This window comes from Neoroseomonas eburnea, assembly GCF_018129005.1.
Taxonomy (GTDB): Bacteria; Pseudomonadota; Alphaproteobacteria; order Acetobacterales; family Acetobacteraceae; genus Neoroseomonas; species Neoroseomonas eburnea.
The window spans coordinates 1-24,760 of the sequence record NZ_JAAEDL010000023.1 but is presented as its reverse complement, the minus strand read 5'-3'; the positions used below and the strand labels follow the sequence as shown (position 1 = coordinate 24,760).

The window sequence follows — 24,760 nt, the reverse complement described above, 5'->3', positions numbered from 1 at the left end:
GCTTCCTCAGGCAATGCGCTCGGCGAGGATGGATCCGTCGGCCAGCACGTCGATGCGCGCGCCAGGGCCGACGATGAAGGTGCTCTCGTTCTCCTCGAACACCGCGGGGCCCTCGAGGCGCGTTCCGGTCGGCAACGCGTAGCGGTCATAGACCGGGGTGTGGACCTCGCCGCCCGCATCGGGGAAGTGCACGGCGCGGTGGCCCTTCAGTGCCGTCGTACCGGCACCGAGGCCGTCCAGCCGCAAAGCCCCGCCCGAGCCCGGCATGGGCGCGGACAGTGATAGGCGCAGCGCCACGAACTGCACCGCGGCGCCAGGCGGCGTGCGTCCGAACAGGCTACGGTAGGCGGCCTCGAAGGCGGCCAGGACGGTGTCCGGCGTCAGTGCGTCCGGCAGCACGATGGTGATCTCGGAGCCCTGGCCGACATAGCGCATATCCGCCAGCCGTCGGACGGCGCGGCGGGGGAGATCGGCGCCTGTGGCCGCGACCACGGCGAGCGCATCCGCCTCCAGCGCGTCGAAGATGCGCGCCGCCGCGTCCCAATCCACCGCCGCAAGCCGCGCGTTGAAGGACGCCACGCGATCGATGCGCGCCGGCGCCATCAGCATGCCGATGGTGCTGCCCGCACCCGCGCCGGGCGGGCAGACGACGCGCGTCACGCCGAGCTTGCGCCCGACATGCCAGGCATGGACCGGGGCCGCGCCGCCTGTGGCGAGCAGCGCGTAGTCCTGCGGCACGCGGCCGCGCTCGGCGATGGCGACACGCGCGGCGCCGGCCATGTTCTCGTTCACCACGTCATGGATGCCGAAGGCGCCGCGCGCCGCATCAAGCCCAAGTGTCCCGGCGAGCCCGCCCAGCGCCGCCCCCGCCTTGCCGGCATCGATCGTCATCGTGCCGCCGAGGAAGAAGTTGGCATTCAGATACCCCAGCGCGAGGTCGCTGTCCGTCACCGTCGGCTCCGCGCCGCCGCGGCCGTAGCAGACCGGCCCCGGCTGCGCGCCGGCGCTCTCCGGCCCCACATGCAGCGTGCCGAGCTCGCTGCGCCGTGCGATGGATCCGCCGCCGGCGCCGATCTCGATCAGTTCCACCGTGGCGATCTGCACCGGCAGGCCGCTGCCGCGCAGGAAGCGTTTGGTGCGGGCGGCCTCGAAGCCCCAGGCAACGATCGGCTCGCCGTCATCGACCAGCGCAAGCTTGGCGGTGGTGCCGCCCATGTCGAAGGCTAGCACGCGATCCAGCTTCGCATGGCGCCCGAACCAGGCGCCGGCCAATGCGCCCGCCGCCGGTCCGCTTTCCAGCAACTGCACGGGCGCGCGCTTGGCCTCCGCCACATGCGTCAGCCCGCCATTGGAGAGCATGAGGAACAGCCCGCCGGGAATCCCGGCGCGCTGCAAGGCGGCTTCCAGCGTGTCGAGATAGGTCGCGGCGATCGGCCGCACATAGGCATTGGCGGCCGTCGTCACCATGCGCGGATATTCACGGATCTCCGGCGCGATGTCACAGGACAGGGAAAGCGACAGCGCGGGGAAGCGCTTCGCGATCGCCTCGGCCGCCAGGCGCTCATGCGCGGGGTTGGCATAGGCGTGCAGGAAGCAGATGGCGAGGCTGGTCACGCCCGCGGCGACCAGCGCCTCCACCTCCCGCAGCGCGGCATCGACGTCGAGCGGGCGCTCGACGCTGCCATCCGGCGCCAGCCGCTCCAGCGCCGGGCGCCGCCAGGGCCGCGGCACCAGCGGCGCCGGCATCTCCAGGAACAGGTCGTAGAGCTCGTATTTGCGTTCCCGCCCGATCTCGAGGACGTCGGTGAAGCCCTCCGTCGTCAGCAGACCCGTCGCCGCGCCCTTGCGTTCGATCAGCGCATTGGTGAACAGCGTGGTGGCGTGCACGACGCGGCCGATCGAGCCGGGCGCGATGCCGCCCTTCTCCAGCAGGCGCATCAGTCCGGTGATCGCCCCGCGGGAGGGATCGTCGGGCGTGGTGCTCTCCTTCCAGATCACCGCCCGCCCATCGGCGGGGTCGAGGACGACGAGGTCGGTGAAGGTGCCGCCGATGTCGATGCCGAGCGAAAGCGACGCAGCCATGGTGCTCCTTGGACGCAGCGATGCGATGAGGGAAAGGGTCAGGCGGGATCATGCGGGCGGCGCCTTGCGCCGATCGTATGGCGCGCGGGGCTGGCGGGGCGGCCGCGCGCACGACCAAGGCGGCTACAGGCGGCGATGGCCCATGAGTCGATCATCGCCGCCGCCCGTATCAGTCGCCGCGGATGTTGTTGGCCTGCACCACCTGGCGCCAGCGCGCGCGGTCGCGCTGGATGCGCTGCTCGAAGGCCGCGCCGCTCTCGCCGAGCGGGATCAGCCCGCGCTCCATCAGCGTGCGGGTGGTCTGCGGGTCGCGTAGCGTGGCCTCGAAGAGGCCGGCGAGCCCGTCCCGCACCTCAACCGGCAGCCCTGCGGGGCCGGCCAGGCCGAACCAGTTGTTGATCTCGAGCGTCGGGAAGCGCACGGCGAGTAGCGGCAGTTCCGGCATCAGCGGCGTCGGCTCCCGCGCCGTGACGCCGAAGCCCTTGAGCTGCCCACCTCGGATTGCCGGCGCGACCTCCGCCACATTCGCCACCATGATGTCCACGCGGCCAGCGGTGACGTCGAGCATCGCCGGCGCCCCGCCGCGATAGGAGACGTGGTTCAGCGTGACGCCCGCCGCATTGGCAAACAGCAAGGCGCCGAGCTGGTTGATCGAGCCGTTGCCGGAGGAGGCGAAGGTCGCCGCCCCATCGCGCTGCCGCGCATAGGCGATCAGCCCGTCGATGTCGGAGAAGGGCGCATCCGGCCGCACCACCAGCGCCATCGGCGTGCCGGCGAGCGCGGTGACGGGCGTCAGCTCGCGATCGAGGTCGAGCGGGATCGGAATGCCGGGAATGGCGGGCGCGACGCTCATCATGCCCATGATGGCGCTGGCGAGCGTATAGCCGTCGGGCGCGGAGCGCGCGGCGGCCTGGGCGGCGATGAAGCCATAGGCACCGCTGCGCACCTCCGGCACCACGCTCACGCCGCGCAGGCGCTGCACGCCCTCGGCGATGATCCGCACCAGGATGTCCACCGCGCCGCCGGGCGGGTAGCCGATCAGGATCCGGATGGGCTGCTGCGGCGCCCAGGCCGCACGGGCCGGCGCGAGCGGCGCCAATCCGACGGCGGCACCGCCGAGGACGGCGCGGCGCGACAGGGGACGGAACGAGTCGGTCATGATGCCTCCTTGCTTCACCGTCCGGCCCAGCGTTCCCGTGTCGCCGGGTTGGCCCCGGCGGCGTTGAGGCGGCGCCGTTCATGCACCAGCCGCATGGGGCGGGACATCCCCGCTCCGTGTTGAGGCCAGTGTTCGGCGGCCTGCCTGGGGCTGGCAACCGATACTCCCTCATGCCTTCATGACGGAATGGAATGAAGTCGGGATCCACCATGCGTCGCCACACTCCTCCAACCGCCGCGCTGCAGGCCTTCGAGGCCTGCGCCCGGCACCTCTCCGTCTCCCGCGCCGCGGAGGAGCTGCACCTGACGCAGAGTGCCGTCAGCCGGCAACTCGCGGGGCTGGAAGCGCTGCTCGGCGTGCGGCTCTTCCTGCGCGTGCGGCAGCGCCTGGCGCTGACGGCGGCGGCGGCGGCCTACGCGCCGCAGGTCCGCGCCGCACTGGCGCGGATCGAGAGCGCGACGCTCGAAGTGCTGGCCCATCAGGGGGCCGGCGGGACGCTGACCCTCGCGGTGCAGCCGACCTTCGGCACACGCTGGCTGATGCCGCGCATGCCGCGCTTCCACGCGGTGCATCGCCGCGTGGTGGTGAACTTCCGCAACTACACGACGCGGCCCACGCCGCTCGACTTCGCGGCGGAGGACGTGGATGCCGCGATCATGCTCGATGCCGGCACGCGCCCCGGCATCGCGAGCCACCGCCTGGTGGCCGACCTCCGCGTGCCGGTCTGCGCCCCGGCATTGGTGGAAGGGGGCGGGCTGGCGACGGTCGCGGATCTTGCGCACCACACCCTGCTGCAGCACTCGACGCGGCCGCGCGCCTGGGCGGAATGGCTGGCAATGGCAGGCGCGAGCGGCGTAGACGGCTTTCGCGGGCCGCAATTCCATCACCATGCGATGGTCGCCGAGGCGGCCGCCCAGGGGCTGGGCATCGCCCTGATGCCACGCTTCCTGGTGGCGGAGGAACTTGCCGGCGGCCGGCTTGTCGTCCCCTTCGACCAGCCCCTCGATGCCGGCGAGGGGTATGTCCTGGCCTATCCGGAGGCTTCGGCCGACCTCCCTGCGCTGCGCAGCTTCCGGGACTGGCTCCTGGCCGAAGCCGAAGTCGGGCGCCGGACCAGATCCTGAACGGATGGAACCGCCTGGTCGGGTGAAGACGTTCCTGGCGACGTCAAGCGTCAGGAGCGGTTGGCGCTCGCCAAGGCGAACGGGACGGCCACGCGCTCACTCGGCCCGCCTCCCGCGCGCAAGGGCCGGCGCGAGGCGATTGGCGTAGCGCGCTCGGAAGCGCCGCGCCGACATGCCCGCACGGGCGCGGAAGGCCCGGGCGAAGGCGGTGGCGGAGGCGAAGCCGCAGGCCAGCGACACCTCCTGGATGCCGAGCGCCGAGAAGCGCAGCAGCGTCCGCCCCCGGTCCAGGCGCAATTCCAGGTAGTAGTCGCGCGGCGCCTGGCCTGACTCGCGCAGGAAGACGGTGTGGAGCTGGCGCGCCGACAGGCCGGACTGCGCGGCGATCGCCGGCAGCCGCAGCGGTGTCTCGATATGCGCCTGCATCAGCGCGACCGCAGCCAGGAAGCGCGGATCCCGCCCGGCATGGACATCGGTGATCGCCCCGATGCGCTGCGGCGTCTCCGCGTCCCGCCGGGCGGGTGCCAGCATCTCGACCGCGACCATGCGGCGCACGGCATCGCCGCAGATCTCGCCGATCACCTCCATCATCATGTCCACCAGGGCGAGGTGCCCGGCGCAGGTGATGCGGCTGCGATCGCGGATGTAGAGCGTCTCGACGAAGCGCGTGCGCGGGAACTCCTCGCGCATCGCCTCCGCGATGTCCCAGTGGGTGGTCGCGACGTGGCCATCCAGCAGGCCGCAGACCGCCATGATCTGCACGCCGTAATCCGCGCCGCCGATCAGCGCGCCCTGGCGCGCCACCTGCGCGAGCCAAGGGCGGAAGCGCCGCAAGGCGCTGCGTGGTGAGCGAAGGTTCGACAGGATGAGCACGACATCGGGCGCCGCGATCGCCGCGGGGTCGTCATGCGTCGGCGTCACCATCCGCCCATTGCTGCAGGCAACCGGCGCGCCCGTCCCGGTCAGCACCAGGATCTCGGGCGGCACCGCGGCGAAATGCTGCGCGACGCGCAGCAGGCCGTGGCAAATCGCGACGTCCAGATCCGTCACCGGCGGCACGACGAGCAGAGCGACGCAGCGCATGCCCAGGCGGCTTCCTTTCCCGGCATATCGCCGATTTCGTCACATCGGCCGCCGAAAACGTCAAGTATCCGCCGCGCCGCCGGCCCTAGGCTGCGGGCGCAACAGGCGGGAGGGCGACGATGGATCAGGCAACAGGCGTGACGTCCGGTTACCGGGGCGTAGCCTATGTGGACGGCGCCTTCGTCCCGGCCGAGGAAGCGAAGATCTCTGTCTTCGACTACGGCTTCTCGCGCTCCGACGTGACCTACGACGTGGTGCATGTCTGGGACGGGCGCTTCTTCCGGCTGGAACAGCATCTCGACCGCTTCGCCGCCTCCATGGCGTCGCTGCGCATGACGCCGCAGCTCGACCGCGACGGGCTGCGCCAGGTGCTGATGGAATGCGTCGGCCGCTCCGGGCTGCGCGACGCCTTCGTCGCCATGATCTGCACGCGCGGACGGCCGCCGCAGGGCTCGCGCGACCTGCGGCTGTGCCGCAACAACCTGATCGCCTACGCCGTGCCGTTCGTCTGGGTGGTGGCGCCGGACCGGCAGGTCAGCGGCATCAGCGCCATCATCAGCTCGATCCCGCGCATCGGCGCCGAATCCGTCGATCCCACGGTCAAGAACTACCACTGGCTCGACCTCGATCGCAGCCTGTTCGAGGCCTATGACCGCGGCGCCGACACCGCGATCCTGCTCGCCCCCGACGGCAGCGTTGCCGAGGGTCCCGGCTTCAACGTGTTCATCGTGCGCGACGGCCGCGTCATTACCCCGGACGCCGGGGCGCTGGAGGGCATCACCCGCCGCACCATCCTCGACATCTGCGCCGAGCGCGGCATCCCGGCGGAGGTGCGCCGCGTGTCACGCGACGAGTTGCTGGACGCCGACGAGATCTTCACCTGCACCACGGCGGGCGGCGTGATGCCGGTGGTGCGGATCGAGGATCGGATCCTCGGCAATGGAGCGCCAGGTCCGCTCTCGATGACGTTGCGCGAACTCTATTGGGTGCGGCACGCAGATGCGGCCGAGACCACGCCGGTGCCCTACCCGCCGGGCCTCGACGCCGCCGAGGCTCCGGGCAGCCTCGCCTCGGGGCGCGCCCTGATCCCCGCGACGACGCCTCGCTGAGGAGGCCCCCATGCACGAGGACATCAAGGCCACCGCCATGACCCGCCGCGCGGCCCTCGCCGGCCTCACGGCAGTGCCCGCCGTCGCGACGTCGCCGCGCGAGGCCGCCGCCCAGCGTGCGCCGCGCGTGGTGCGCTACGCCGCCTCCTCCGAGCCGACGACGCTCGACCCGGTGGTCAGCCCGCTGCTGGTGACGCAGGAGCATGGCTACCTCGTCTACGACACGCTGTTCTCGCTCGACGGGCAGTTCCGCCCGCAGCCGCAGATGGTCGAGAGCGTGGAGGCGGACCGCGACCGCCCGGTCTGGACGATGCGCCTGCGCGACGGCCTTGCCTTCCATGACGGCTCGCCCGTCACCTCGGCGGACGTGCTCGCCTCCATCGCGCGCTGGGCAAGCCGCGACACGGCCGGGCGGCAGCTCGCCGGCATGGGACTGCGGACCGAAGCGGTGGATGCGCGCAGCTTCCGCATCCGCCTCGACGCGCCGACGCCCTTCCTGTTCGAGGCGATGGCGAAGCCGACCTCCTCGGCGCTCTTCGTCATGCGGGAGAGGGAGGCGCGCACCGACCCCACGCGCGCCGTGCCGGAGGTCGTCGGCTCCGGCCCCTTCCGCTTCCTGCGCGACGAACACCGGCAGGGCTACCGCCTCGTCTATGAGCGCAACCCCGGCTACAAGCCGCGCCCGGAACCGCCGAGCTACCTGTCGGGCGGCAAGGTGGTGAAGATCGATCGCGTCGAGTGGATGGCGATGCCGGATTCCGCCACCGCGGTCGCGGCCCTCCAGCGCGGTGAGCTCGATATCTGCTCCTCCCCGCCGCTCGACCTGATGCCCGTGCTGCGCGCCAGGCGAGACATCGTCATCACCTCGACCAATCCGCAGGGCTGGGTCGCCTTCACGCGGATGAACTTCCTGCACCCGCCCTTCGACCGCCCCGAGGCGCGCCGCGCCCTGCAGCTTGCGGTGCGGCAGTCCGACATCGTCTCGGCGGTCGGCGCCGACGCCGAGGCGGGCATGCGCGAGTGCTACAGCTACTTCGCCTGCGGCGGCGCCAACGAGACCGAGGCCGGCACCGGCGCGAACCGTACCCAGGACCAGGCCGAGGCACGGCGTCTGCTGGCTTCGATCGGCTATTCCGGCACCCCGGTGGTCTTCATCGCGCCCGGCGACAACGACTCCCTGCGCATCATCGCCACGGTGACGGCCGAGCAGATGCGCCAGGCCGGCTTCGTCGTGGACGTCCAGTTCTCCGACTTCGCCTCGATGATGGCGCGGCGCAATCGCCGGGACCCGCCGGCCCAGGGCGGCTGGAACATGTTCCCGATGCTGGCCTTCGCCTTCGAGCTGGACAGCCCGGCCTCGAACTTCCTGCTCTCGAGCGCCTGCGACGGCACCGGCTATGCCGGCTGGGCTTGCGACCAGACGCTGTTCGATACGCGCCAGGCCTGGCTGAAGGAGACCGACCCGGCCCGACGCCGGGCGCTGGTGGAGGAGATGCAACTCGCCGCCGCACGCCTCATGCCGGCAGCGCTGCTCGGCCAGTTCGTGCGTCCGCTCGCCCACCGGTGCAGCGTGCGCGGCCTGGTCCAGGCACCGGTGACGGTGATGTGGAACGTCGAAGTGACGCGATAGAGCGGCTTCCGGAGGCGTGAGGCCGCCCCGGCCGGTGCCCGCTGCCGCGGCGTCTTGCTGCCGACCCTTCGGTGGCGAGGCTCGGCGGCGGCGTGCGCAGGGATCGCCTGGCAGCTGAACGCGACACCAGGACCACTGCATCGGCCGGCCGAACCGCCACCCGGAGCGATGCGCATCCGCATGCACGGGGCCCGGTCGGGCCCCATGCCGCCTGCCCCGCCCGCTGTTCCGGCCGCCTCCGGGACACCGGCACGTCAACCATAACCCGCCGAACCGGAACCTCCTCATGAGTGACGCCGACTTGCTCTTCATGTCCGCGCGCCGTGCAGCGGCGCTGATCCGCAAGAAGCGGCTCTCACCCGTCGAGTACGTGGAGGCCGCGCTCTCCGCGGCCGAGCGCGAGCAACCCCGGCTCAACTGCTTCATCACCATGATGGGTGAGCGGGCGCGCGAGGCCGCGCGCAGCGCCGAGCAGGCCGTCATGTCCGGGGCGCCGCTCGGCCCGCTGCACGGCGTCCCGGTCGTCATCAAGGACCAGATGGACATCGCCGGGTTTCCGACCCGCAACGGTTCGAGGATCTTCGACGACGCGCCGCCGGCCGCGCGGGACAACGTCATCGTCGCGCGGCTGCGCGCCGCCGGCGCCATCATCCTCGGCAAGACGACGCTGCCCGAGTTCGGCGTGAAGGGCCTGACCGACGGCCCTGCCTTCGGTGTCACGCGCAATCCCTGGAACCTGGCGCGCACCTCCGGCGGGTCTTCGGGCGGCAGCGCGGCGGCGGTGGCCGCTGGCATCGCGCCGCTCGCCGTCGGCACCGATGGCGCCGGATCCATCCGCGGGCCGGCGGCCTGCTGCGGCGTCGTCGGGCTCAAGCCTACGCTCGGCACCGTCCCGCTGGAGACCGCGCGCGACGCCTTCGCCAATCACGGCTACGCCGGGCCGATGACGCGCACCGTGGCGGATGCCGCCGTCATGCTCGACGTGCTGGCCGGGCCGGCGCCGGCCGATCCCTGGGCAGCGGGCGCGGCCCCGCCGAGGCCTCTGTCGCCCGCCCTCGTCGGCGAGGACCTGTCGGGGCTGCGGCTCGGCTGCTTCATGCGCCTCGCCAATCCCCGCGTGGCTGCCGACATGGCCGAGAACACCCGCGCCGCCTTCGCCGCCTTCGCCGAGATGGGCGCGGAGGTCGAGGAAGTGACCGAGGCGATCGACTGGATGGAGTACGAGGGCCGCGTCCTGTACCAGGCGAATTTCGCCGTGCTGCTCGCGCCCTACCTGCCGCGCTGGCGCAACGAGATGGACCCGGCGACGATCGTCGCCATGGAGCGCGGCGCCGAATTCTCCCTCGTTCAGTTCCGTGAGGCGCAATTCGCGCGCACCCGCCTGTTCCGGGCGGTGCAGGCGCTGCTGGAACAGTACGATGCCCTGCTGATGCCGACCATGTCGCGCACCGCCCTGCCCGCGTCCTTCGACTCGGCGCATGACGAGGTGGAGGTGGACGGCGTGAAGTGCGGCATCACCCGGCAGGGTTGGACCTCGCCGCAATACCCCTTCAACCTCACCGGGCATCCGGCGCTGTCCGTGCCGTCCGGCTTCGGTGCGGATGGCCTGCCGACCGGGCTGCAGATCGTCGGCCGCTGGGGGGCGGAGGCGGACGTGCTCCGCCTCGGGGCCTTGCTGGAACGGGCGCGGCCATGGGCGCAATTCCGACCGCCGCTGGCGTGAGGCGTTGGGTGGGGGGAAGGTTCCGAGAGGGGCGCCGCCCCTCTCGGGCTCACCCCGCCAAAGGCCGCAGGGCCTTTGGAAACCATGACTCAAGGATCCGCGGGTGTAGGGGACCGTGTCCCCTGCTGGGGGAGCTTGAGGGGGCAAAGCCCCCTCAATCGGCGCGAGCCAGCCGCACCAGCGCATCCCCACGCTCATCCAACAGATGCAGCAGGGCGTTCTCGATGCGGTATCCCCGTATCTCGGCCAGGGCGGCGTGGAAGCGCGCCTCCTGATCCATCGCCGCCGGCGTGCAGGCCATGTTGGTGGAGGCCATCGGCCCGAAGTGCAGGCGCTCGCCTTCCAGCGTGTAGCCGCCGGTGAAGCGGTTGCAGCCGCCACTGCCGAAGGCGCGCCCCTCGGCGCCGAAGGTGATCTCCGTCCGCAGCCGGTCCACCACGCCACGGCCGCCGATATCCTCGGCGATCCAGTTCGGGCCGATCAGTGCGGCCTGTCCGGCCGGCGTGGCGACGCGACGGAGCAGGATCTCCGCATGCGTCCCGGCACCACGCGTCAGCACGGGGTGGGCCACGTCATTCCGAAAGAGCACCCGGCCGCCGACCAGCAGGCGCGCTGCGACGGCGTAGGTCTTGCGCTCGTCAATGCGCGACGCGTCGAAGGTCAGGGTGAAGGGAATGGGAGGCTGCGCCGTCGCCTCGATGCGCATCGCCGCGATGCGTTCGGCCGCCGCATCGGCGCGCGAGATGTCGAGCAGGTCCACCTCCAGCACCGCGCCGGGCGGCAGGGCCATGCGCTCCCGGTAGGTGACGGTGCCGGTGATGGCGGCATCCTGGGCAATGGCCGCCGCCATGGCGGCGAGGGCGGCGATGGGAACGGCGAAAGCCGCGCGGCGGGTGGCGTTCATGCTGTCACCCTGCCGGTCCAGGTCGGCAACATTGCGGCCATGGCGGCACAGGCCGATGGCGCGACATGCAGCGCGTGGCGGAAGGTGATGCACGCGGCACATCCTGCGCCGCCTATCCCCCCAGCAGCAGGTCCCGCGCCGCGTTGAGCCGCGCCGCCAACCAGGCGCTGCCGCCCTGGTCAGGGTGCGCGGCGCGCATCAGGCGGCGATGGGCGGCGCGGATATCCTCCTCTGTCGCGCCTTCGGCGAGGCCAAGGATGGCGAGCGCATCGGCACGCGTCATCGGTCCTTCGGCGGGCGGGCGCGGCGCTTCCGCCCGCCAGTCCGGGTGGCTGCGATCGAGCCAGGCCTCCAGCAGGGGCACGCTCTCCGCGTCCTCGGCGGCGCAATCCGCGAGCAGGGCGCGCAGCGCAGGAAGGTCGAGATCTCCGAGATCCGCCCCTTCGAAGCGGCCGCGCGTCACCGTCCCGGTCATGCGCCCGCTGTCGTGGTGCAGCACCATCTCGAGCGTCGCGGTCGTGACACGGCTTTGCTGCCCCGGCTGCGGCTGGCCGCCGCGCGAAAAGGTGCGCGCGCTGCGCCACGACCGCCAGGCCTGCACCAGCAGGGGCGCGAAGAACGCAAGCGTCCAGATCGCCTGAAGCCCGCGGCCGCTGAACAGCACCGCGGCGAGCAGCACCACGCCGATGCCGCCGGCGATCCACGCCACCGCCTTCTTCACGGTGGCGACCGGTGCCCGGGCAAAGGCCGACAGCGCCGCGAACAGCAGCAGCAGCGCCAGCGCGCCAAGGGCGAGCCAGGTCATGAAGCCCCTTTCGGGCGCGGCAACTGGCCGGCGATGCGTGCCGCCGTCGCCCCCGGCAGGGCCGCGAGCGCCGCGCGCCCGCCGGCAGCATAGACCGCCACCGCGCGCAGCAGCTCGCGCAGCGTCTCGGCGGCGGCGGAATCGAAGGGGGCATAGGCGCCGCCGGAGACCTTCGCGATCTGCCGGAATGCGTTGCCCGCCACCGGGTTGGCGCCCTCGTGGAAGCAGAAGACCGGCGTGCCGAACAGGCCCAGTTCGCCTGCCGCGTGGCAGAGCGCGTCGACATCCTCCTCCACCGCGTCGCCAACCAGCACCAGGGCGCCGACCTTCTCCTTGCGGGATTCCGCCAGGGCATGGCGCAGGGCCCGCAGGATCTGCGTCTGGCCCCCGAGGCAGGACACGGTGGACATGCGCCGCGCCAGCTCCGCGCCGTCGGTCAGGAAAGGTGTCGCGGCGAACTCCATGAAGCCACGCCAGTAGGCGAGCGAGACGGCAAGCCCACCGAGGTCCCGGGTGGCGAGGAACATCTCCCCGGTCAGCGCGCAGGCGCGGTCCCAGGCCGGCTGGCGGGAGGCGGTGGCATCCACCGCGAAGACCAGCCGCCCCGGCCGGCCACGCGCCGGCCGCGCCGCCGGGAGCTGCGCCACCTTCTCGAGGAAGGCGGCGACCTCGGTGCCAGGTCCGGTGCGGGCAGGCGGGCGGGTCATGTCTCTGGTCCCATGATGGGCTCTGGATCCGACATGTGAAACTGCTCACACCCCACGCCAAGATCGTCCCGCGAGTGCTGGCGGCGGATCGCGCCACGGGCTTTACTGCGCCGCCGCAACAGGAGGTTCGCCGGATGCACGCAGCAGCCAGGATCGGCTTCAGGGCCGCAGCGCTCGCCACGGTCGCAGGGCTGGCGCTCGCCGGCGCCGCACTGGCCCAGACCAAGCCGGCGCCGCAGGGCGCCCCGCAGCAGGCGCTTCCCACGACGAAGCCGGCGCCACTCGGCGCACCGCAGCAGGTGCGGCCGGGCCCACGCTTCGCGCCCGCCCCGCCGCCTGCGGCGCGGGCCCCCGCCGCCCCGGTCACCCCGCCGACAGCCCAGGCGCCAGGGAAGCCCGGCCAGCCGCCGGCCGCCCAGGCGCCCGCCGCACCGGCCCCGCAGGCAGCGGTGCCGCAGCCCGTCCCGGCCAACGAGCCCGCAGCCATCACGCGGCTGCGCGGCCTGATGGGTCGCGACGTCCGCCTCTCCTACGGCGCCGCCGAGGCCCTCGACCCTGCCGGGGAACAGGTGCGCATGACCGCCGTGGTGATGGAGCGCCCGGGCAAGCGCGCCACCGCCGAGGAAGTCACCCTCAACGGCCTGCGCGAGGATGGCGTTGCGGAGGCGCTGATCCGCGGCTTCGCGACCGAGGAGGCCGGCACGAATGTGCGCGTCGCCTCCATCCGGATCGGCGGGCTCACGGTGCCCCGCAACACTGCCGGCGGACCGCCGGAGCCCGATCAGGTGCGGCTCGAGGCGCTGCGCGTCGAAGGCGTCGAGGCCACCGGCACGACAACGATGCGCCTCGCCACCGCCTCGGTCGAGAACTGGATCGCCGGGCAGCCTTCCCGCATGTCCCTGGAAGGGCTGGAGATGGGCGGCCTCGACGCCGGCCTCGTCGACGCCTTCCGTCTTGGCCGCTTCAATATGAGCGGGATGGATTTCGGCACCACGCTCGCCGCGGTGATGCGCCAGCAGACGCCGCCGAGCCTGGTCGGGCAGGCCGCGATCGAACTCGACGGGCTCGAGCTCACCGCGGGCGGGCGGCCGGTCGGCGGCCTGGCTGAGATGCGCATCGCGGCGGATGTGACGCGCACCGACGGCTCGGGCACCGGTACGGTCGCCTTCCGCGGCATCCGCGTGGAGCCGCTGCCGGTGATCGCGGACTGGCTGACGCGCTTCGGCTACCAGGCGATCGAGGGCGAGATCACCGCCGAAACCGCCTTTGACGGTGCGGCGGGACGTGTCGAGATCCGCGACCTGTCGATCGCCGGGCGGGAGGTGGGCGCGCTCTCCTTCGCGGTGGCGCTGGACGGCCTGACGCAGCAGCAGATGCAGGCGGGGGATTTCTCGTCGGCACGGCTGCTCTCCTTCGGCCTCCGCTATGCCGACGCCTCGCTGTTCGGCCGCTTCCTCGCCATGCAGGCAGCGCAGACGCGAACGCCGGAGGCCCAGCTGCGCGAGCAATATGCCGCGATGGCCGGCGGCGCGCTGACCCAGCCGGGGGTGGCGACGCTCGACCCTATCCGCGACGCCGTGCAGCGCTTCATCCGCGGCCAGGCCCAGACGGTGGAGATCCGCGCCAACCCGCCGCAGCCGGTGACGCTGCAGCAGGTGCAAGGCCCGCCGCCGAACGCAGCCGCGGCGCAGCGCATGTTCGGGATCACCGCCGAGGCGCGCTGAACGGCGGCGCTCACGGCCTTCCGGCGGGTCTGGCACCGCAGGGGCCAGCGAAACAGAAGGCCGGGGCGCAGGATCCTGCCCGGGCGCCCTCGGGCAGGGACTGATACCTGCGGCACGAAATCTTGACTCGTGCCGAGGCCGCGAATGCGGCCCGCCGGTGGTCCGGCGAAGCCAAGCAAACCGGAGGTTTGCGCCCGGCACCTGAGGGCAGGAAAAGCCTCATGCCCGCGGTCGCGAGCAGCGGCCGCTGGCATGAGGGGGCGTCGCCCCCTCATGCTCCCCCAGCAGGGGACACGGTCCCCTGCACCCGCGAGAACTCAAGTGATGGGTTCCGAAGGGCGTGTGGCCTTTGGCAGGGGGGGGCGGCGCCCTTCGCGGAACAATACCGCCGCAGCGTCACGCCTTCGCGGCCGCGATCAGGAATTCCCGGTTCCCCTCCGGCCCGGTGATCGGGCTCGCTTCAATGCCCAATACCCGCCAGCCGGGCAGCGCCTCCCACCAGGTGCGGATGGTGGCGCAGACCTCCTCGTGCATCGCGGGATCGCGCACCACGCCGCCCTTGCCGACCTTCTCCGGCCCGGCCTCGAACTGCGGTTTGATCAGCGCCACCGCCCAGGCGCCGGGGGCGGCCAGCGCGAGCGCCGCCGGCAACACCGTGCGCAGCCCGATGAAGGAAGCGTCACAGACCACGGCCCCGGGCGCTTCCGGGACTTGCTCCGCCGTGAGGTACCGGGCGTTGGTGCGTTCCAGCACCACCACGCGCGGGTCGTTGCGCAGCTTCCAGTCGAGCTGACCGTGGCCGACGTCCACGGCATAGACCTTCGCCGCGCCGTGCTGCAGCAGCACGTCGGTGAAGCCGCCGGTGGAGGCGCCGATGTCGAGGCCGATCCGCCCCGCCGGCGACAGGCCGAAATGCGCCAGCGCATGCGCGAGCTTGATGCCCCCACGGCTGACCCAGGGATGGTCCTGGCCGCGGACCTCGAGCGGCGTGCCCTCGGCCAGCAGGTCGCCGGCCTTGGCGACGCGCTTCTGCCCCGAAAACACCTTGCCGGCGAGGATCAGCGCCTGTGCCTTGGCGCGGGAGTCGACGAGGCCGCGCTCGACCAAAGCGAGGTCGGCGCGCTGTCGTGCGGGCCGTGGTGTCATTGCTGCCGGGCCGGGAAGGGCGTGCACATGGCCGGAAGATGCGCGCGCCGGGCTGGATGCGTCCAGGCCCGGGCGGTTCCGTCCGCTTGCCGCCGGCGGGGCGCACCGAAGGTTCGGCGACGCTCGCGATGACCGTCGCCGCCAATCTCGGCGACCTCCGGATCGGCCGGTGCAGGGAGCCAAGGACCGCTCTCGCGGCCCCTGCCGCCCCGTTCCACGCCCACGCATGCCGCCGCTCCACCGAAGGCACGCGGTCAGGGAGGTCCAGGGGACCCGGTCCCCTGGCGGGGGCCTCGGGGGCGGCGCCCCCGAGCGGAGCACGAGGCGGAGCCTCGTTCAATAGCCGCGCAGGCAGGCGCCCAGGCTCCGCGTCTCCGCCTCCATCAACGGCCTCCAGGCCGTTGCCGGGGCCGCCCCGACCCTGGCGGCGACGCGGAAATCGGATGGCGCGACGCCGAATTCGCGCCGGAAGGCCCGGCTGAAGGTCGAGGGATCGTAGAAGCCGCAGGCTTCGGCGATCGCCGCGATGGGTCGCATGTCGTGGGGATCGGACAGCACCGCGTGGCTCGCCTGCAGGCGCAGACGCTGGATGTAGTGGATCACGCCGCCTTCGCCCTCGAGCAGCCGGTAGAGCTGGCTGCGCGACATGCCCACCTCGCGGCAGAGCGAGCCGGCTGTCAGTGTCGCGCTGCTCAACCGCCGGCGAATTGCCTGCCGGACCTGCTCCAGCCGCGTCAGGTCCATCTGCTCGGCGGCAAGCTCCGAAACGGCGCCCACGGGGGTGACGCAGGCGGCGACCATGGCCCGGATGGGTTCGCTGAGGCGGGGAAGGTCCTCGTCCGGAAGACCGGGCAGCGACCGCGCGAGAAGACGGAGGTAGTCCGCGAGCAGGCGGCCGGTCGGACCCAGCATCGGCGTGCCCCTCGCCTGGTCCAGCACTGGCGCCAGCGAGGCGAAGCGGTCCCGCGGAAGGTAGAGCTGGAGACGCTCATCCGCCTCCCGCTCGCTCTCGACCGGCTCGCCGAGGCAGACCACGAAGGGGGTCGAGGCCGGGACGGCGAGGCTGCCGCGGGCAAGGGTGAGCCTCGTTTCGCGCGTACCGACGGTGATCGACCAGTGATCGACCGGATCCCGCCGGATGTTGCGCATGCCCCGGATGGCATGGATGTGCGGCGTGGTGACTTGGCTGAACACCGCGCCGCCGAGGATGCGGACCGCGCTCTCGGCCTCGAAGCCCTGCGCGGTGCCGTCATCGGGCTTGGCGACATCGAAGACCGGCTCGAACCAGGATCGCCAGGCATCGAGCTGCTGATCGGCCGGCACGGCGCGCGTGGAGAAGACTTGCGTGCTCATCGCGTGCGGCGAGGCGGCCCCTGTCCCGGACAGGAGGCCTAGATAGCTGTCATTTGGCCTCGGGAACAGCTTGGCGGCTCGTCCCCCCCCCCCCGCCGGGAGCCTCAGGCCCGGGCCGGCCGCTGGCTCGCCTGATGTCCCAGCGCCGCGAGCGCCGTCGCCACGATATGCGGCGCGTTCAGCCCGGCGTCGTCGTACTGCTTGCGTGGCGAATCGTGCTCGATCAGCCGGTCGGGCAGGCACATCGGGCGGATCTTCAGCCCGGAATCGAGCAGGCCGCGCAATGCGAGATGCTGCATGACGATGGCGCCGAAGCCCAGCATCGAGCCTTCCTCGATGGTGATCAACACCTCGTGCTCGCGCGCCAGGCGCTCCACCAGGGCGGTGTCGAGCGGCTTGGCGAAGCGCGCATCGGCGACGGTGCAGGACAGGCCATGTGTCGCGAGTTCCTCCGCCGCCTTCAGGCATTCCTGCAGGCGCGCGCCGTAGGAGAGGATGGCGATGGAACCGCCCTCGCGCAGGATGCGGCCCTTGCCGATCTCCAGTACCGAGCCGCGCGCCGGCAGGTCGAGCCCGAAGCCCTCCCCGCGCGGATAGCGGAAGGCGGAGGGGCGGTCGTCGATCGCCGTCGCCGTGGCGACCATGTGCATCAGCTCGACCTCGTCGGCTGCGGCCATCAGCACGATGTTCGGCAGGCAGCCGAGATAGGCGATGTCGAAGGCGCCCGCATGCGTCGCGCCATCGGCGCCGACCAGCCCGGCGCGATCCATGGCAAGCCGCACCGGCAGGGATTGCAGCACGACGTCATGCACCACCTGGTCGTAGCCGCGCTGGAGGAAGGTGGAATAGATGGCGCAGAAGGGCTTCATCCCTTCCGTCGCCATGCCGGCGGCGAAGGTGACGGCGTGCTGTTCGGCGATGCCGACATCGAAGCAGCGCTTCGGGAAGCGCTTGCCGAACAGATCAAGGCCGGTGCCGGAGGGCATGGCGGCGTTGATGGCGACGATGCGCTCATCGGCCTCGGCCTCGGCGATCAGCGCATTGGCGAAGACCTTGGTGAAGGAAGGCGGGCCGGGCGGGGCCTTGGCCTGTTCGCCGGTGATGACGTTGAACTTCTGCACGCCGTGGTACTTGTCGGCGGAGGCCTCCGCCGGCGCATAGCCCTTGCCCTTCTGGGTCACGACATGCAGCAGGATCGGCCCGGTATGGTCAGTGTCGCGCAGGTTGCGCAGCACCGGCAGCAGGTGGTCGAGGCTGTGCCCGTCCACCGGGCCGACATAGTAGAAGCCCAGCTCCTCGAACAGCGTGCCGCCGGTCAGCAGGCCGCGGGCGTATTCGTCGGCGCGCCGCGCCGCGCGTTCGAGCGGCGCGGGGAAGCGCCGCGCGACGCGTGCCATCAGCTCACGCAGACTGAGGAAAGGGCGCGAGGAGATCAGGCGCGAGAGATAGGCGGACATCGCGCCGACCGGCGGCGCGATGGACATGTCGTTGTCGTTGAGGACGACGATCAGGTTGGCCTTCGACGCGCCGGCATTGTTCATCGCCTCATAGGCCATGCCGGCGCTCATCGCGCCGTCGCCGATCACGGCGATGACGTTGCGGTCGTCGCCCTTGAGGTCGCGTGCCACCGCCATGCCGAGGCCGGCGGAGATCGAGGTCGAGGAATGCGCCGCGCCGAAGGGGTCGTATTCGGATTCCGACCGCCGTGTGAAGCCGGACAGCCCGCCGCCCTGGCGCAGGGTGCGGATGCGGTCGCGCCGCCCGGTCAGGATCTTGTGCGGGTAGGCCTGGTGGCCGACATCCCAGATCAGGCGGTCGCGCGGCGTCTCGAACACCGCATGGATCGCGACCGTCAGCTCGACCACCCCGAGCGAGGCGCCGAGATGCCCGCCGGTGACGGAGACGGCGTCGATCGTCTCCGCGCGCAATTCCTCGGCCAGGCGCTTGAGCTGGTCGGCGGAGAGATTGCGCAGGTCGGCCGGCACGCTCACGCGGTCCAGCAGGGGGGTGGCGGGGCGGGTCATCAGCTCCTCCGCGCGATCGCGTAGTCCGCGAGCGCCCTCAACAGATCGGCACGCCCGCCCAGGGCGTCCAGATGCGCGGCGGCCTGCGCCGCAAGTCTTTCCGCGTGCAGGCGCGCGCGCGGGATGCCGAGCAGCCCGACCAGTGTCGCCTTGCCGGCCTCGGCATCCTTGCCGGTGCGCTTGCCGGCCTCCTCGGCCGAGGCGGTTGCATCCAGCAGGTCGTCGGCGATCTGGAAGGCGGCGCCGAGGTCGCGGCCATAGGCGGCGAAGGCGTGCCGAAGCTGCGGCGGCGCCTTGCCGAGGATGGCACCGGCCTCGGCCGCGAACTCGATCAGCTTGCCGGTCTTGAGGAGCTGGAGCCGGCCGATCTCGGCTTCCTCGAGCGGGCCGCCGGCTTCCCCGGCCAGCATGTCGAGCATCTGCCCGCCGCACATGCCGCGCGGGCCAGCCGCCCGCGCCAGGCCGCGGCAGAGCTCGGCCCGCACCGCCGGGTCGGCATGCGTCTCGGGCTCGGCCAGGGCATAGAAGGCGTTGGCCTGCAACGCGTCGCCGGCGAGCACCGCCGTCGCCTCGTCGAAAGCCTTGTGGACGGTCGGCTTGCCGCGGCGCAGGTCGTCGTCGTCCATGCAGGGCAGGTCATCATGCACCAGCGAATAGGCGTGCAGCATCTCGACCGCCGCGGCCGCACGCAGGGCCGAATCGCGCCCGACGCCGAACTGGCGGGCGCCTTCCAGCACCAGGAAGCCGCGCAGGCGCTTGCCGCCGCCAATGGCGGCGTGGCGCATGGCCTCGAATAGCCGGGACTCGGGCCCCTCGGGGCGCGGGATCAGCACGTCCAGCGCGGCGTCGATCTCGGCTGCCGCCTCGGCCATGGCGGCGCGCAGGGCCTCGTCGGAGGCCGCGGCCGGGGGGGTGTCCATGACCTATTCCACGTCCCTGAGGGTGAGGCCGGACGGGCCCTCGACGATGGCCTGCACCTTCTGCTCGGCTTCCGCGAGCTTGCGTTCGCAATGGGCGCGCAGCGCCGCGCCGCGCTGGTAGGCGGTGACCGAGGCCTCCAATGCCCCCTGCCCGCTTTCCAGCGCCTTCACGATGCCTTCGAGCTCGGCGAGCGCCTGCTCGAAGGTGAGGGTTTCGATGTCGGAGGGAATCTCGCCCTCCGACTTGGATGTCCTGGCCATGTCAGGCCACTTTACCAGCCATCCGGGCCGGGAGCTATTCGGGCTCGATGCCGGCCTGGCGAATGGCATTGGTCCACTTCACCGTCTCCGCGCGGACGAAGGCCACCGCCTCCTCCGGGGTGGAGGGGCGGATGGCCATGCCGAAGGTGCCGAGGCGCTGGCGCGTCTCCGGCAGTTCGAGGGAGGCGACCACCGCCCGGTTGAGCCGCGCGACGCGGTCGGCCGCCGTGCCGGCGGGCACGAAAAGGGCGAACCAGGCGATCACCTCGTAGTCCGGCAGGCCGCCTGCTTCCCGCACCGTCGGGACCTCCGGCACCGCGGCGGAACGCTGACCGGAGGTGACAGCGAGGATGCGCAGGGCGCCGGCCTGGGCTTGCGGCAGGATCACCGCCTGGTCGGCGATGAACAGGTCCACGCGCCCGCTCAGCACATCCTGCACCGCGAGCGGCGAGGAACGATAGGGCACGTGCAGCATCTTGATGCCGGCCATCGCCGCCAGCGATTCCGTCGCGACGCGCTGCGACGACGACGCCGAGGCGAAGGTGATCGCTTCCGGCCGCGCCTTGGCCGCGGCGATCAGTTCGGCCAGCGTGCGGTAGGGGCTGTCCGCCTTCACCGCCACCAGCAGCGGCACGGTGGCGATGGTGGAGACGGGGATGAAGCCGTTCTCCATGTCGAAGGGGACGCGGCGGAAGAGCGCATTCGCCGCGGCATTGGTGGAATTGGTGCCGATCAGCACCGTGTTGCCGTCCGGGGCAGCGCGGGCGACGGCCTCGGCACCGATGAGGCCATTGGCGCCGGCCCGGTTCTCCACCACCACGGGTTGTCCGAGCGTCGGACGCATGCCGTCGGCCAGGACGCGGGAGACGGTGTCGGTGGCCGAGCCCGGGGCGAAGGGAACGATGGCGCGGATGGGCGCATCGGGCCAGGCCTGGGCGCCGGCGGCGGCAGGCAGCAGGGCGGCAGCCGGCAGGGCGGCCAGCAGGGCGCGGCGGTTCATGGCGTCTCCTTCCCGGATCACGGCGCGCTGATAGGGCCGGGGCAGGACCGGGGGCAAGTGGCATCGCCACGGAGGCCCCCGCTCCCGCCCCTGTCATGCCCGCATCAGCGCCCTGACATGTGCCGCGGTGCAGCGCCCCAGCGCATCGAGGTCGTAGCCCCCTTCGAGCAGGGAGACGACGCGCCCGCCGCAGCGCCGTTCCGCCATGGCGCAGAGCGCCTCCGTCACCCAGGCGAAATCGGCCTCCCGCACGCGAAGCTGCGCCAGCGGGTCGGCCGCATGGGCGTCGAAGCCCGCCGAGATCACCAGCAGGTCCGGGGCGAAGGCTTCGAGGGCGGGAATGATCTGATCCCCCCAGGCGGCGCGGAAGGCCATGCCATCCGCCCCCGGCGGCAGCGGCACGTTGAGGATATTGCCGACGCCATGCTCGTTCGCATCGCCGGTGCCGGGATAGAGCGGCCATTGGTGGCTGCTCGCATAGAACAGCGAGCCGTCCGTCTCGAAGCAGGCCTGGGTGCCGTTGCCGTGGTGGACGTCGAAATCCACCACCGCGACGCGCTTGGCGCCGTGTTCCGCCTGGGCGTGGCGCGCCGCGACGGCGGCATTCGCGAACAGGCAGAATCCCATCGGGCGGGCGGGCTCGCAGTGATGCCCGGGCGGGCGGGTGGCGCAGAAGGCGCGGCGGACCTCGCCCTTCATCACCGCATCCACCGCCGCCACCGCGGCGCCGGCAGACCGCAGCGCGGCCTCGGCGCTCCCCCAGGACATGATGGTGTCGCCATCGAGCGGCACGCGGTCATCCGGCTCCGGCCGGATCGCCAGGATGGCGGAGACGTAGTTCTCCGGGTGCACGCGGGTGAGTTGTTCCACCGTCGCGAGCGGCGCCTGGTCGCGGATCAGGTCGGCGAATTCGCCGGCATCCAGGGCCTTCAGCACGGCGCGCAGCCGGTCCGGGCACTCCGGGTGGTGCGGGCCGGGGTCGTGATGCAGGCAGGCGCGATGGGTCAGGAGAAGAACGCTCACCCCGGCGGGTCCTCGCGCTTGCGGATGACGAAGCGATAGGCGCCGGCTTCCTCCCCGAAGGCAACCAGCGCGTGCCCCGTCTCCTTGCAGAAGGCGCGGAAATCCGCGACCGAGGCCGGATCGGTGGCGAGCACCGTCAGCCGCGCCCCCGCCGGCAGGCCACGTAGCGCCTTGTTGGCCTTGAGCACGGGCAGCGGACAGGTCAGGCCCTTCACGTCGAGCAGGGTATCGCTCATGGACAGGAGTCCAGCACCCCGGCGCGGCGGCGTCCAGGGTTGCGGCGCGAGCAGGCGCCGACCACCCTGGAGGCATGCGGTACGGAATCGACCTGGGCGGAACGAAGATCGAGATCGCGGCACTGGACCGCAACGGCGCGGTGCGGCTGCGAAGGCGGGTGCCCACGCCGCCAGGCTACCCCGACCTGATCGAGGCGATCGCCGCCCTTGTGCATGGCGCCGAGCGCGAGACCGGTAAGCGCGGTACCATCGGCGTCGGTATTCCCGGCAGCCTCAGCCCGGCCACGGGCCTCGTGCGCAACGCCAATTCGCAGGAGCTGAACGGCCACCCGCTGGACAAGGACCTGGAAGCCGCGCTGGGCCAGAAGGTACGCGTCACCAACGACGCCAACTGCCTGGCCATGAGCGAAGCCGCCGATGGCGCGGGGTCGGGCCATCGCACCGTCTTCGCGGTCATCCTCGGCACCGGCGTCGGCGGCGGCATCGTCAGTTCCGGCCGCATCCTGGACGGGCCGAACGGCACCGGCGGCGAATGGGGCCACACGCCGCTGCCCTGGATGATGCCGGCCGAGTTCCCCGGCCCCCGCTGCTGGTGCGGCCGGCATGGCTGCCTCGAAACCTACCTCTCCGGCCCCGGCCTGGCCGCCGATTGCGACGGTCCCGGCGCGCGCGACGCGGGTCGGCTGCCCGGACGCGCCGCCGCCGGCGACGCGCAGGCCGCCGCGGCACTGGCGCGGCACACGGACCGGCTGGCGCGCGCCCTCGGCATGATCGCGAACATCCTCGATCCGGACGTGGTCGTGCTCGGCGGCGGGCTGTCCAACATGGACCACCTTTACCGCGACGTGCCGCCCATCATGGCCCGCCACGTCTTCGGCGACGTGGCCCGCACGCCGATCGTGCGGGCGCGCCATGGCGATTCCTCCGGCGTCTTCGGCGCCGCGCGGCTGTGGGATGCCGGATGAGCGCGGCGGCCGGCGCCGGGGCGCTCTACGCCGCGCTCGCCTTCGTGCTGGGCACGGTGCTCGGTCCGGTGCGGGAACTGGTGCTGGCACCGCGCCTCGGCGGCATGGCCGCGGCGCTGGCGGAGGCCGCGGTGATGGCGGCGCTGCTCTGGCCCGCGGCGTGGATCGCGGCCGGGCGGCTGCCGCGGCCGGCCGGGCGCATGGCGCGCGGCACGACCGCGGCGGTCGGCGTCGCGCTGGTGCTGTTGCTGGAGGCCGCGCTCGGCCTGGCCTTCGAAGCCAGCGGCCTCGCCGCCGGACGCGCCCCGCGCAGCATGGCGGAACGCGCGGCCATGCTGCCCCTCCTGCTCTGGATGGCGGCACTGCCGTTCCTCGTGCGACGATAGCGCCATGCCGGCGCTCTGCCGCGATTGCCTGCGCCATGCCGAGGCCGCCTTCGTGCGCTGCCCCTCCTGCGGGTCGCGCCGCGTCGTCGCGCATGCCGACCTGTTCCGGCTGACCGTCGCGCATATCGACTGCGACGCCTTCTACGCCAGCGTCGAGAAGCGCGACCGGCCGGAACTGCTGACCAGGCCGGTCATCGTCGGCGGTGGAAAGCGCGGCGTCGTCTCCGCCTGCTGCTACATTGCGCGCACCCGCGGCGTGCGCAGCGCCATGCCGATGTTCAAGGCGCTCGCCGCCTGCCCGGACGCCGTGGTGATCAAGCCCGAGATGGCGAAATACGTGCACGAGGGCCGGCGCATCCGCACCATGATGGAGGCGCTGACGCCGCTCGTGCAGCCGCTCTCGATCGACGAGGCGGTGCTCGACCTCGCGGGCACCGAGGCGCTGCACGGCGCCCCGCCCGCGGTGGTGCTGGCGCGCTTCGCGCTGGCGGTGGAGAAGGAGGTCGGCGTTACCGTCTCGATCGGCCTCGCGGCGAACCGGTTGATGGCGAAACTCGCGGCGGAGCGCGACAAGCCGCGCGGCTTCGCGGTGATCGGCGCGACGGAGGCGGCGGCCTGGCTGGCGCCGCAGCCGGTCTCCCTGCTGCCGGGCGTCGGACCCGCGCTGGCGAAGCGCCTTCAGACGGCGGGCTTCTCGACGCTCGGCCAGTTGGCAGCCCTGTCGCCGCGCGAGGCAATGCAGCGCTTCGGCGAGGACGGGGCCTCGCTCGCTGCCCGCGCGCGCGGGGAGGACACACGCCGCGTCAATCCCGACCGCGAGACGAAGAGCATCAGTGCCGAGACCACCTTCGAGACCGACATCGCCGCGCAGGACGCGCTGGAGGCGCCGCTATGGCGCCTGTGCGAGAAGCTCGCGCGCCGGCTGAAGGAGAAGGAGCTCGCTGCCGCCGGCGTCACGCTGAAGCTCAAGACCGCCGCCTTCGCGACGCGCACCCGCGCGACCCGGCTGCCGCAGCCGACGCGCCTGCCGGACGTGCTGTTCGCCGCCGCGCGTCCGATGCTCGCGAAGGAAGCCGATGGCACCGCCTTTCGACTCATCGGCATCGGCGCGCAGCCGCTGGCGCCGGCAGCGGAGGCGGACCGCGGCGACCTCGCGGACCCGGAGGCGCCGAAGCGCGCGGCGCGCTGGGCGGCAGTCGAGGCGCTGCGGGCGAAGTTCGGCGAGGCGGCGGTGGTGAAGGGGCGCGGGCTGAGGAAGGGGCGGGAGGAGTGACGGACAGGACGGGCGGCTGAAGGCGCTTCCGAGAGGGGCTCTGCCCCATAGGCGCGAATCTGATCCGCTTGCATCGGCTCGGGGCGGTGTGATTCTGGGTGTGGATGACACGCCGCCACCTAT

Annotated in this window: 22 protein-coding genes; 8 read left to right on the top strand and 14 right to left on the bottom strand. The window is 72.3% G+C overall.

The window, feature by feature from the left end; genetic code table 11:
- Positions 1-6: 6 nt before the first annotated feature.
- Entirely contained in the window at positions 7-2,082 is a 2,076-nt protein-coding gene (locus GXW74_RS20100; protein ID WP_211848340.1) for a hydantoinase/oxoprolinase family protein, read from the bottom strand.
- Positions 2,083-2,251: 169 nt separating this feature from the next.
- Entirely contained in the window at positions 2,252-3,241 is a 990-nt protein-coding gene (locus tag GXW74_RS20095; RefSeq protein WP_211848339.1) for a Bug family tripartite tricarboxylate transporter substrate binding protein, read from the bottom strand.
- A gap of 209 nt (positions 3,242-3,450) precedes the next feature.
- On the opposite strand from GXW74_RS20095, the gene GXW74_RS20090 reads away from it, so the two are divergent.
- Positions 3,451-4,365: a LysR substrate-binding domain-containing protein gene (locus tag GXW74_RS20090; protein ID WP_211848338.1), complete on the top strand. Its 915-nt coding sequence runs from the start codon at positions 3,451-3,453 to the stop codon at positions 4,363-4,365.
- 96 nt (positions 4,366-4,461) lie between these two features.
- Here the strand turns inward: GXW74_RS20090 and GXW74_RS20085 are convergent, their stop codons facing one another.
- Complete coding sequence (locus tag GXW74_RS20085; RefSeq protein WP_211848337.1) at positions 4,462-5,448, bottom strand: GlxA family transcriptional regulator; 987 nt, start codon at positions 5,446-5,448, stop codon at positions 4,462-4,464.
- A gap of 119 nt (positions 5,449-5,567) precedes the next feature.
- Here GXW74_RS20085 and GXW74_RS20080 point away from each other — a divergent pair, with 119 nt between their 5' ends.
- From GXW74_RS20080 to GXW74_RS20070, 3 genes are all read left to right on the top strand, one after another.
- A complete protein-coding gene (locus GXW74_RS20080) occupies positions 5,568-6,557 on the top strand; it encodes an aminotransferase class IV (RefSeq protein WP_211848336.1) in 990 nt (329 codons plus the stop codon).
- 10 nt (positions 6,558-6,567) lie between these two features.
- The gene (locus tag GXW74_RS20075) at positions 6,568-8,187 is read left to right on the top strand and encodes an ABC transporter substrate-binding protein (RefSeq protein WP_211848335.1); all 1,620 of its coding nucleotides are present in this window, start codon (positions 6,568-6,570) and stop codon (positions 8,185-8,187) included.
- A gap of 286 nt (positions 8,188-8,473) precedes the next feature.
- Positions 8,474-9,910, top strand: a complete 1,437-nt coding sequence (locus tag GXW74_RS20070) for an amidase (protein WP_211848334.1) — start codon at positions 8,474-8,476, stop codon at positions 9,908-9,910.
- Positions 9,911-10,064: 154 nt separating this feature from the next.
- On the opposite strand, the gene GXW74_RS20065 is transcribed toward GXW74_RS20070, so the two are convergent.
- The 3 genes from GXW74_RS20065 to GXW74_RS20055 all read right to left on the bottom strand — a co-directional run bounded on the left by GXW74_RS20065 (position 10,065) and on the right by GXW74_RS20055 (position 12,326).
- Positions 10,065-10,814, bottom strand: coding sequence for a YbaY family lipoprotein (locus tag GXW74_RS20065; protein ID WP_211848333.1), 750 nt, complete (start codon positions 10,812-10,814; stop codon positions 10,065-10,067).
- A gap of 112 nt (positions 10,815-10,926) precedes the next feature.
- On the bottom strand, positions 10,927-11,619 hold the full coding sequence (locus GXW74_RS20060) for a J domain-containing protein (protein WP_211848332.1): 693 nt from the start codon (positions 11,617-11,619) through the stop codon (positions 10,927-10,929).
- Positions 11,616-12,326 carry a vWA domain-containing protein gene (locus tag GXW74_RS20055; protein ID WP_211848331.1) on the bottom strand — a complete coding sequence of 237 codons (711 nt, stop codon included), beginning with the start codon at positions 12,324-12,326 and terminating at the stop codon, positions 11,616-11,618. The genes GXW74_RS20060 and GXW74_RS20055 overlap by 4 nt, the downstream gene beginning before the upstream one ends.
- A 134-nt stretch (positions 12,327-12,460) precedes the next feature.
- Here GXW74_RS20055 and GXW74_RS20050 point away from each other — a divergent pair, with 134 nt between their 5' ends.
- On the top strand, positions 12,461-14,050 hold the full coding sequence (locus GXW74_RS20050) for a hypothetical protein (RefSeq protein ID WP_211848330.1): 1,590 nt from the start codon (positions 12,461-12,463) through the stop codon (positions 14,048-14,050).
- A gap of 396 nt (positions 14,051-14,446) precedes the next feature.
- On the opposite strand, the gene GXW74_RS20045 is transcribed toward GXW74_RS20050, so the two are convergent.
- The 8 genes from GXW74_RS20045 to GXW74_RS20010 form a co-directional block, all read right to left on the bottom strand.
- Positions 14,447-15,196, bottom strand: coding sequence for a TlyA family RNA methyltransferase (locus GXW74_RS20045; RefSeq protein ID WP_211848329.1), 750 nt, complete (start codon positions 15,194-15,196; stop codon positions 14,447-14,449).
- Positions 15,197-15,532: 336 nt separating this feature from the next.
- A complete protein-coding gene (locus GXW74_RS28445) occupies positions 15,533-16,549 on the bottom strand; it encodes a helix-turn-helix domain-containing protein (protein WP_211848328.1) in 1,017 nt (338 codons plus the stop codon).
- A gap of 104 nt (positions 16,550-16,653) precedes the next feature.
- Positions 16,654-18,573 carry a 1-deoxy-D-xylulose-5-phosphate synthase gene (gene dxs, locus GXW74_RS20035; protein ID WP_211848327.1) on the bottom strand — a complete coding sequence of 640 codons (1,920 nt, stop codon included), beginning with the start codon at positions 18,571-18,573 and terminating at the stop codon, positions 16,654-16,656.
- Positions 18,573-19,493, bottom strand: a complete 921-nt coding sequence (locus tag GXW74_RS20030) for a polyprenyl synthetase family protein (protein WP_246523729.1) — start codon at positions 19,491-19,493, stop codon at positions 18,573-18,575. Before GXW74_RS20030 ends, dxs begins: the two co-directional genes overlap by 1 nt.
- 3 nt (positions 19,494-19,496) lie before the next feature.
- Positions 19,497-19,754, bottom strand: a complete 258-nt coding sequence (locus GXW74_RS20025) for an exodeoxyribonuclease VII small subunit (protein WP_211848326.1) — start codon at positions 19,752-19,754, stop codon at positions 19,497-19,499.
- A 34-nt stretch (positions 19,755-19,788) separates the two neighbouring features.
- Entirely contained in the window at positions 19,789-20,754 is a 966-nt protein-coding gene (locus GXW74_RS20020) for a Bug family tripartite tricarboxylate transporter substrate binding protein (protein WP_211848325.1), read from the bottom strand.
- Positions 20,755-20,847: 93 nt separating this feature from the next.
- Positions 20,848-21,777, bottom strand: coding sequence for a histone deacetylase family protein (locus GXW74_RS20015; protein ID WP_211848324.1), 930 nt, complete (start codon positions 21,775-21,777; stop codon positions 20,848-20,850).
- On the bottom strand, positions 21,774-22,013 hold the full coding sequence (locus tag GXW74_RS20010) for a sulfurtransferase TusA family protein (protein ID WP_211848323.1): 240 nt from the start codon (positions 22,011-22,013) through the stop codon (positions 21,774-21,776). The genes GXW74_RS20015 and GXW74_RS20010 overlap by 4 nt, the downstream gene beginning before the upstream one ends.
- A gap of 74 nt (positions 22,014-22,087) precedes the next feature.
- Here GXW74_RS20010 and GXW74_RS20005 point away from each other — a divergent pair, with 74 nt between their 5' ends.
- The 3 genes from GXW74_RS20005 to GXW74_RS19995 are packed head-to-tail and all read left to right on the top strand — an operon-like array spanning position 22,088 to position 24,637.
- Entirely contained in the window at positions 22,088-22,978 is an 891-nt protein-coding gene (locus GXW74_RS20005) for an ROK family protein (protein ID WP_211848322.1), read from the top strand.
- Positions 22,975-23,364, top strand: coding sequence for a hypothetical protein (locus GXW74_RS20000; protein ID WP_211848321.1), 390 nt, complete (start codon positions 22,975-22,977; stop codon positions 23,362-23,364). The genes GXW74_RS20005 and GXW74_RS20000 overlap by 4 nt, the downstream gene beginning before the upstream one ends.
- A 4-nt stretch (positions 23,365-23,368) precedes the next feature.
- Positions 23,369-24,637, top strand: a complete 1,269-nt coding sequence (locus GXW74_RS19995; protein WP_211848320.1) for a DNA polymerase IV — start codon at positions 23,369-23,371, stop codon at positions 24,635-24,637.
- The last annotated feature ends 123 nt before the right edge of the window (positions 24,638-24,760 follow it).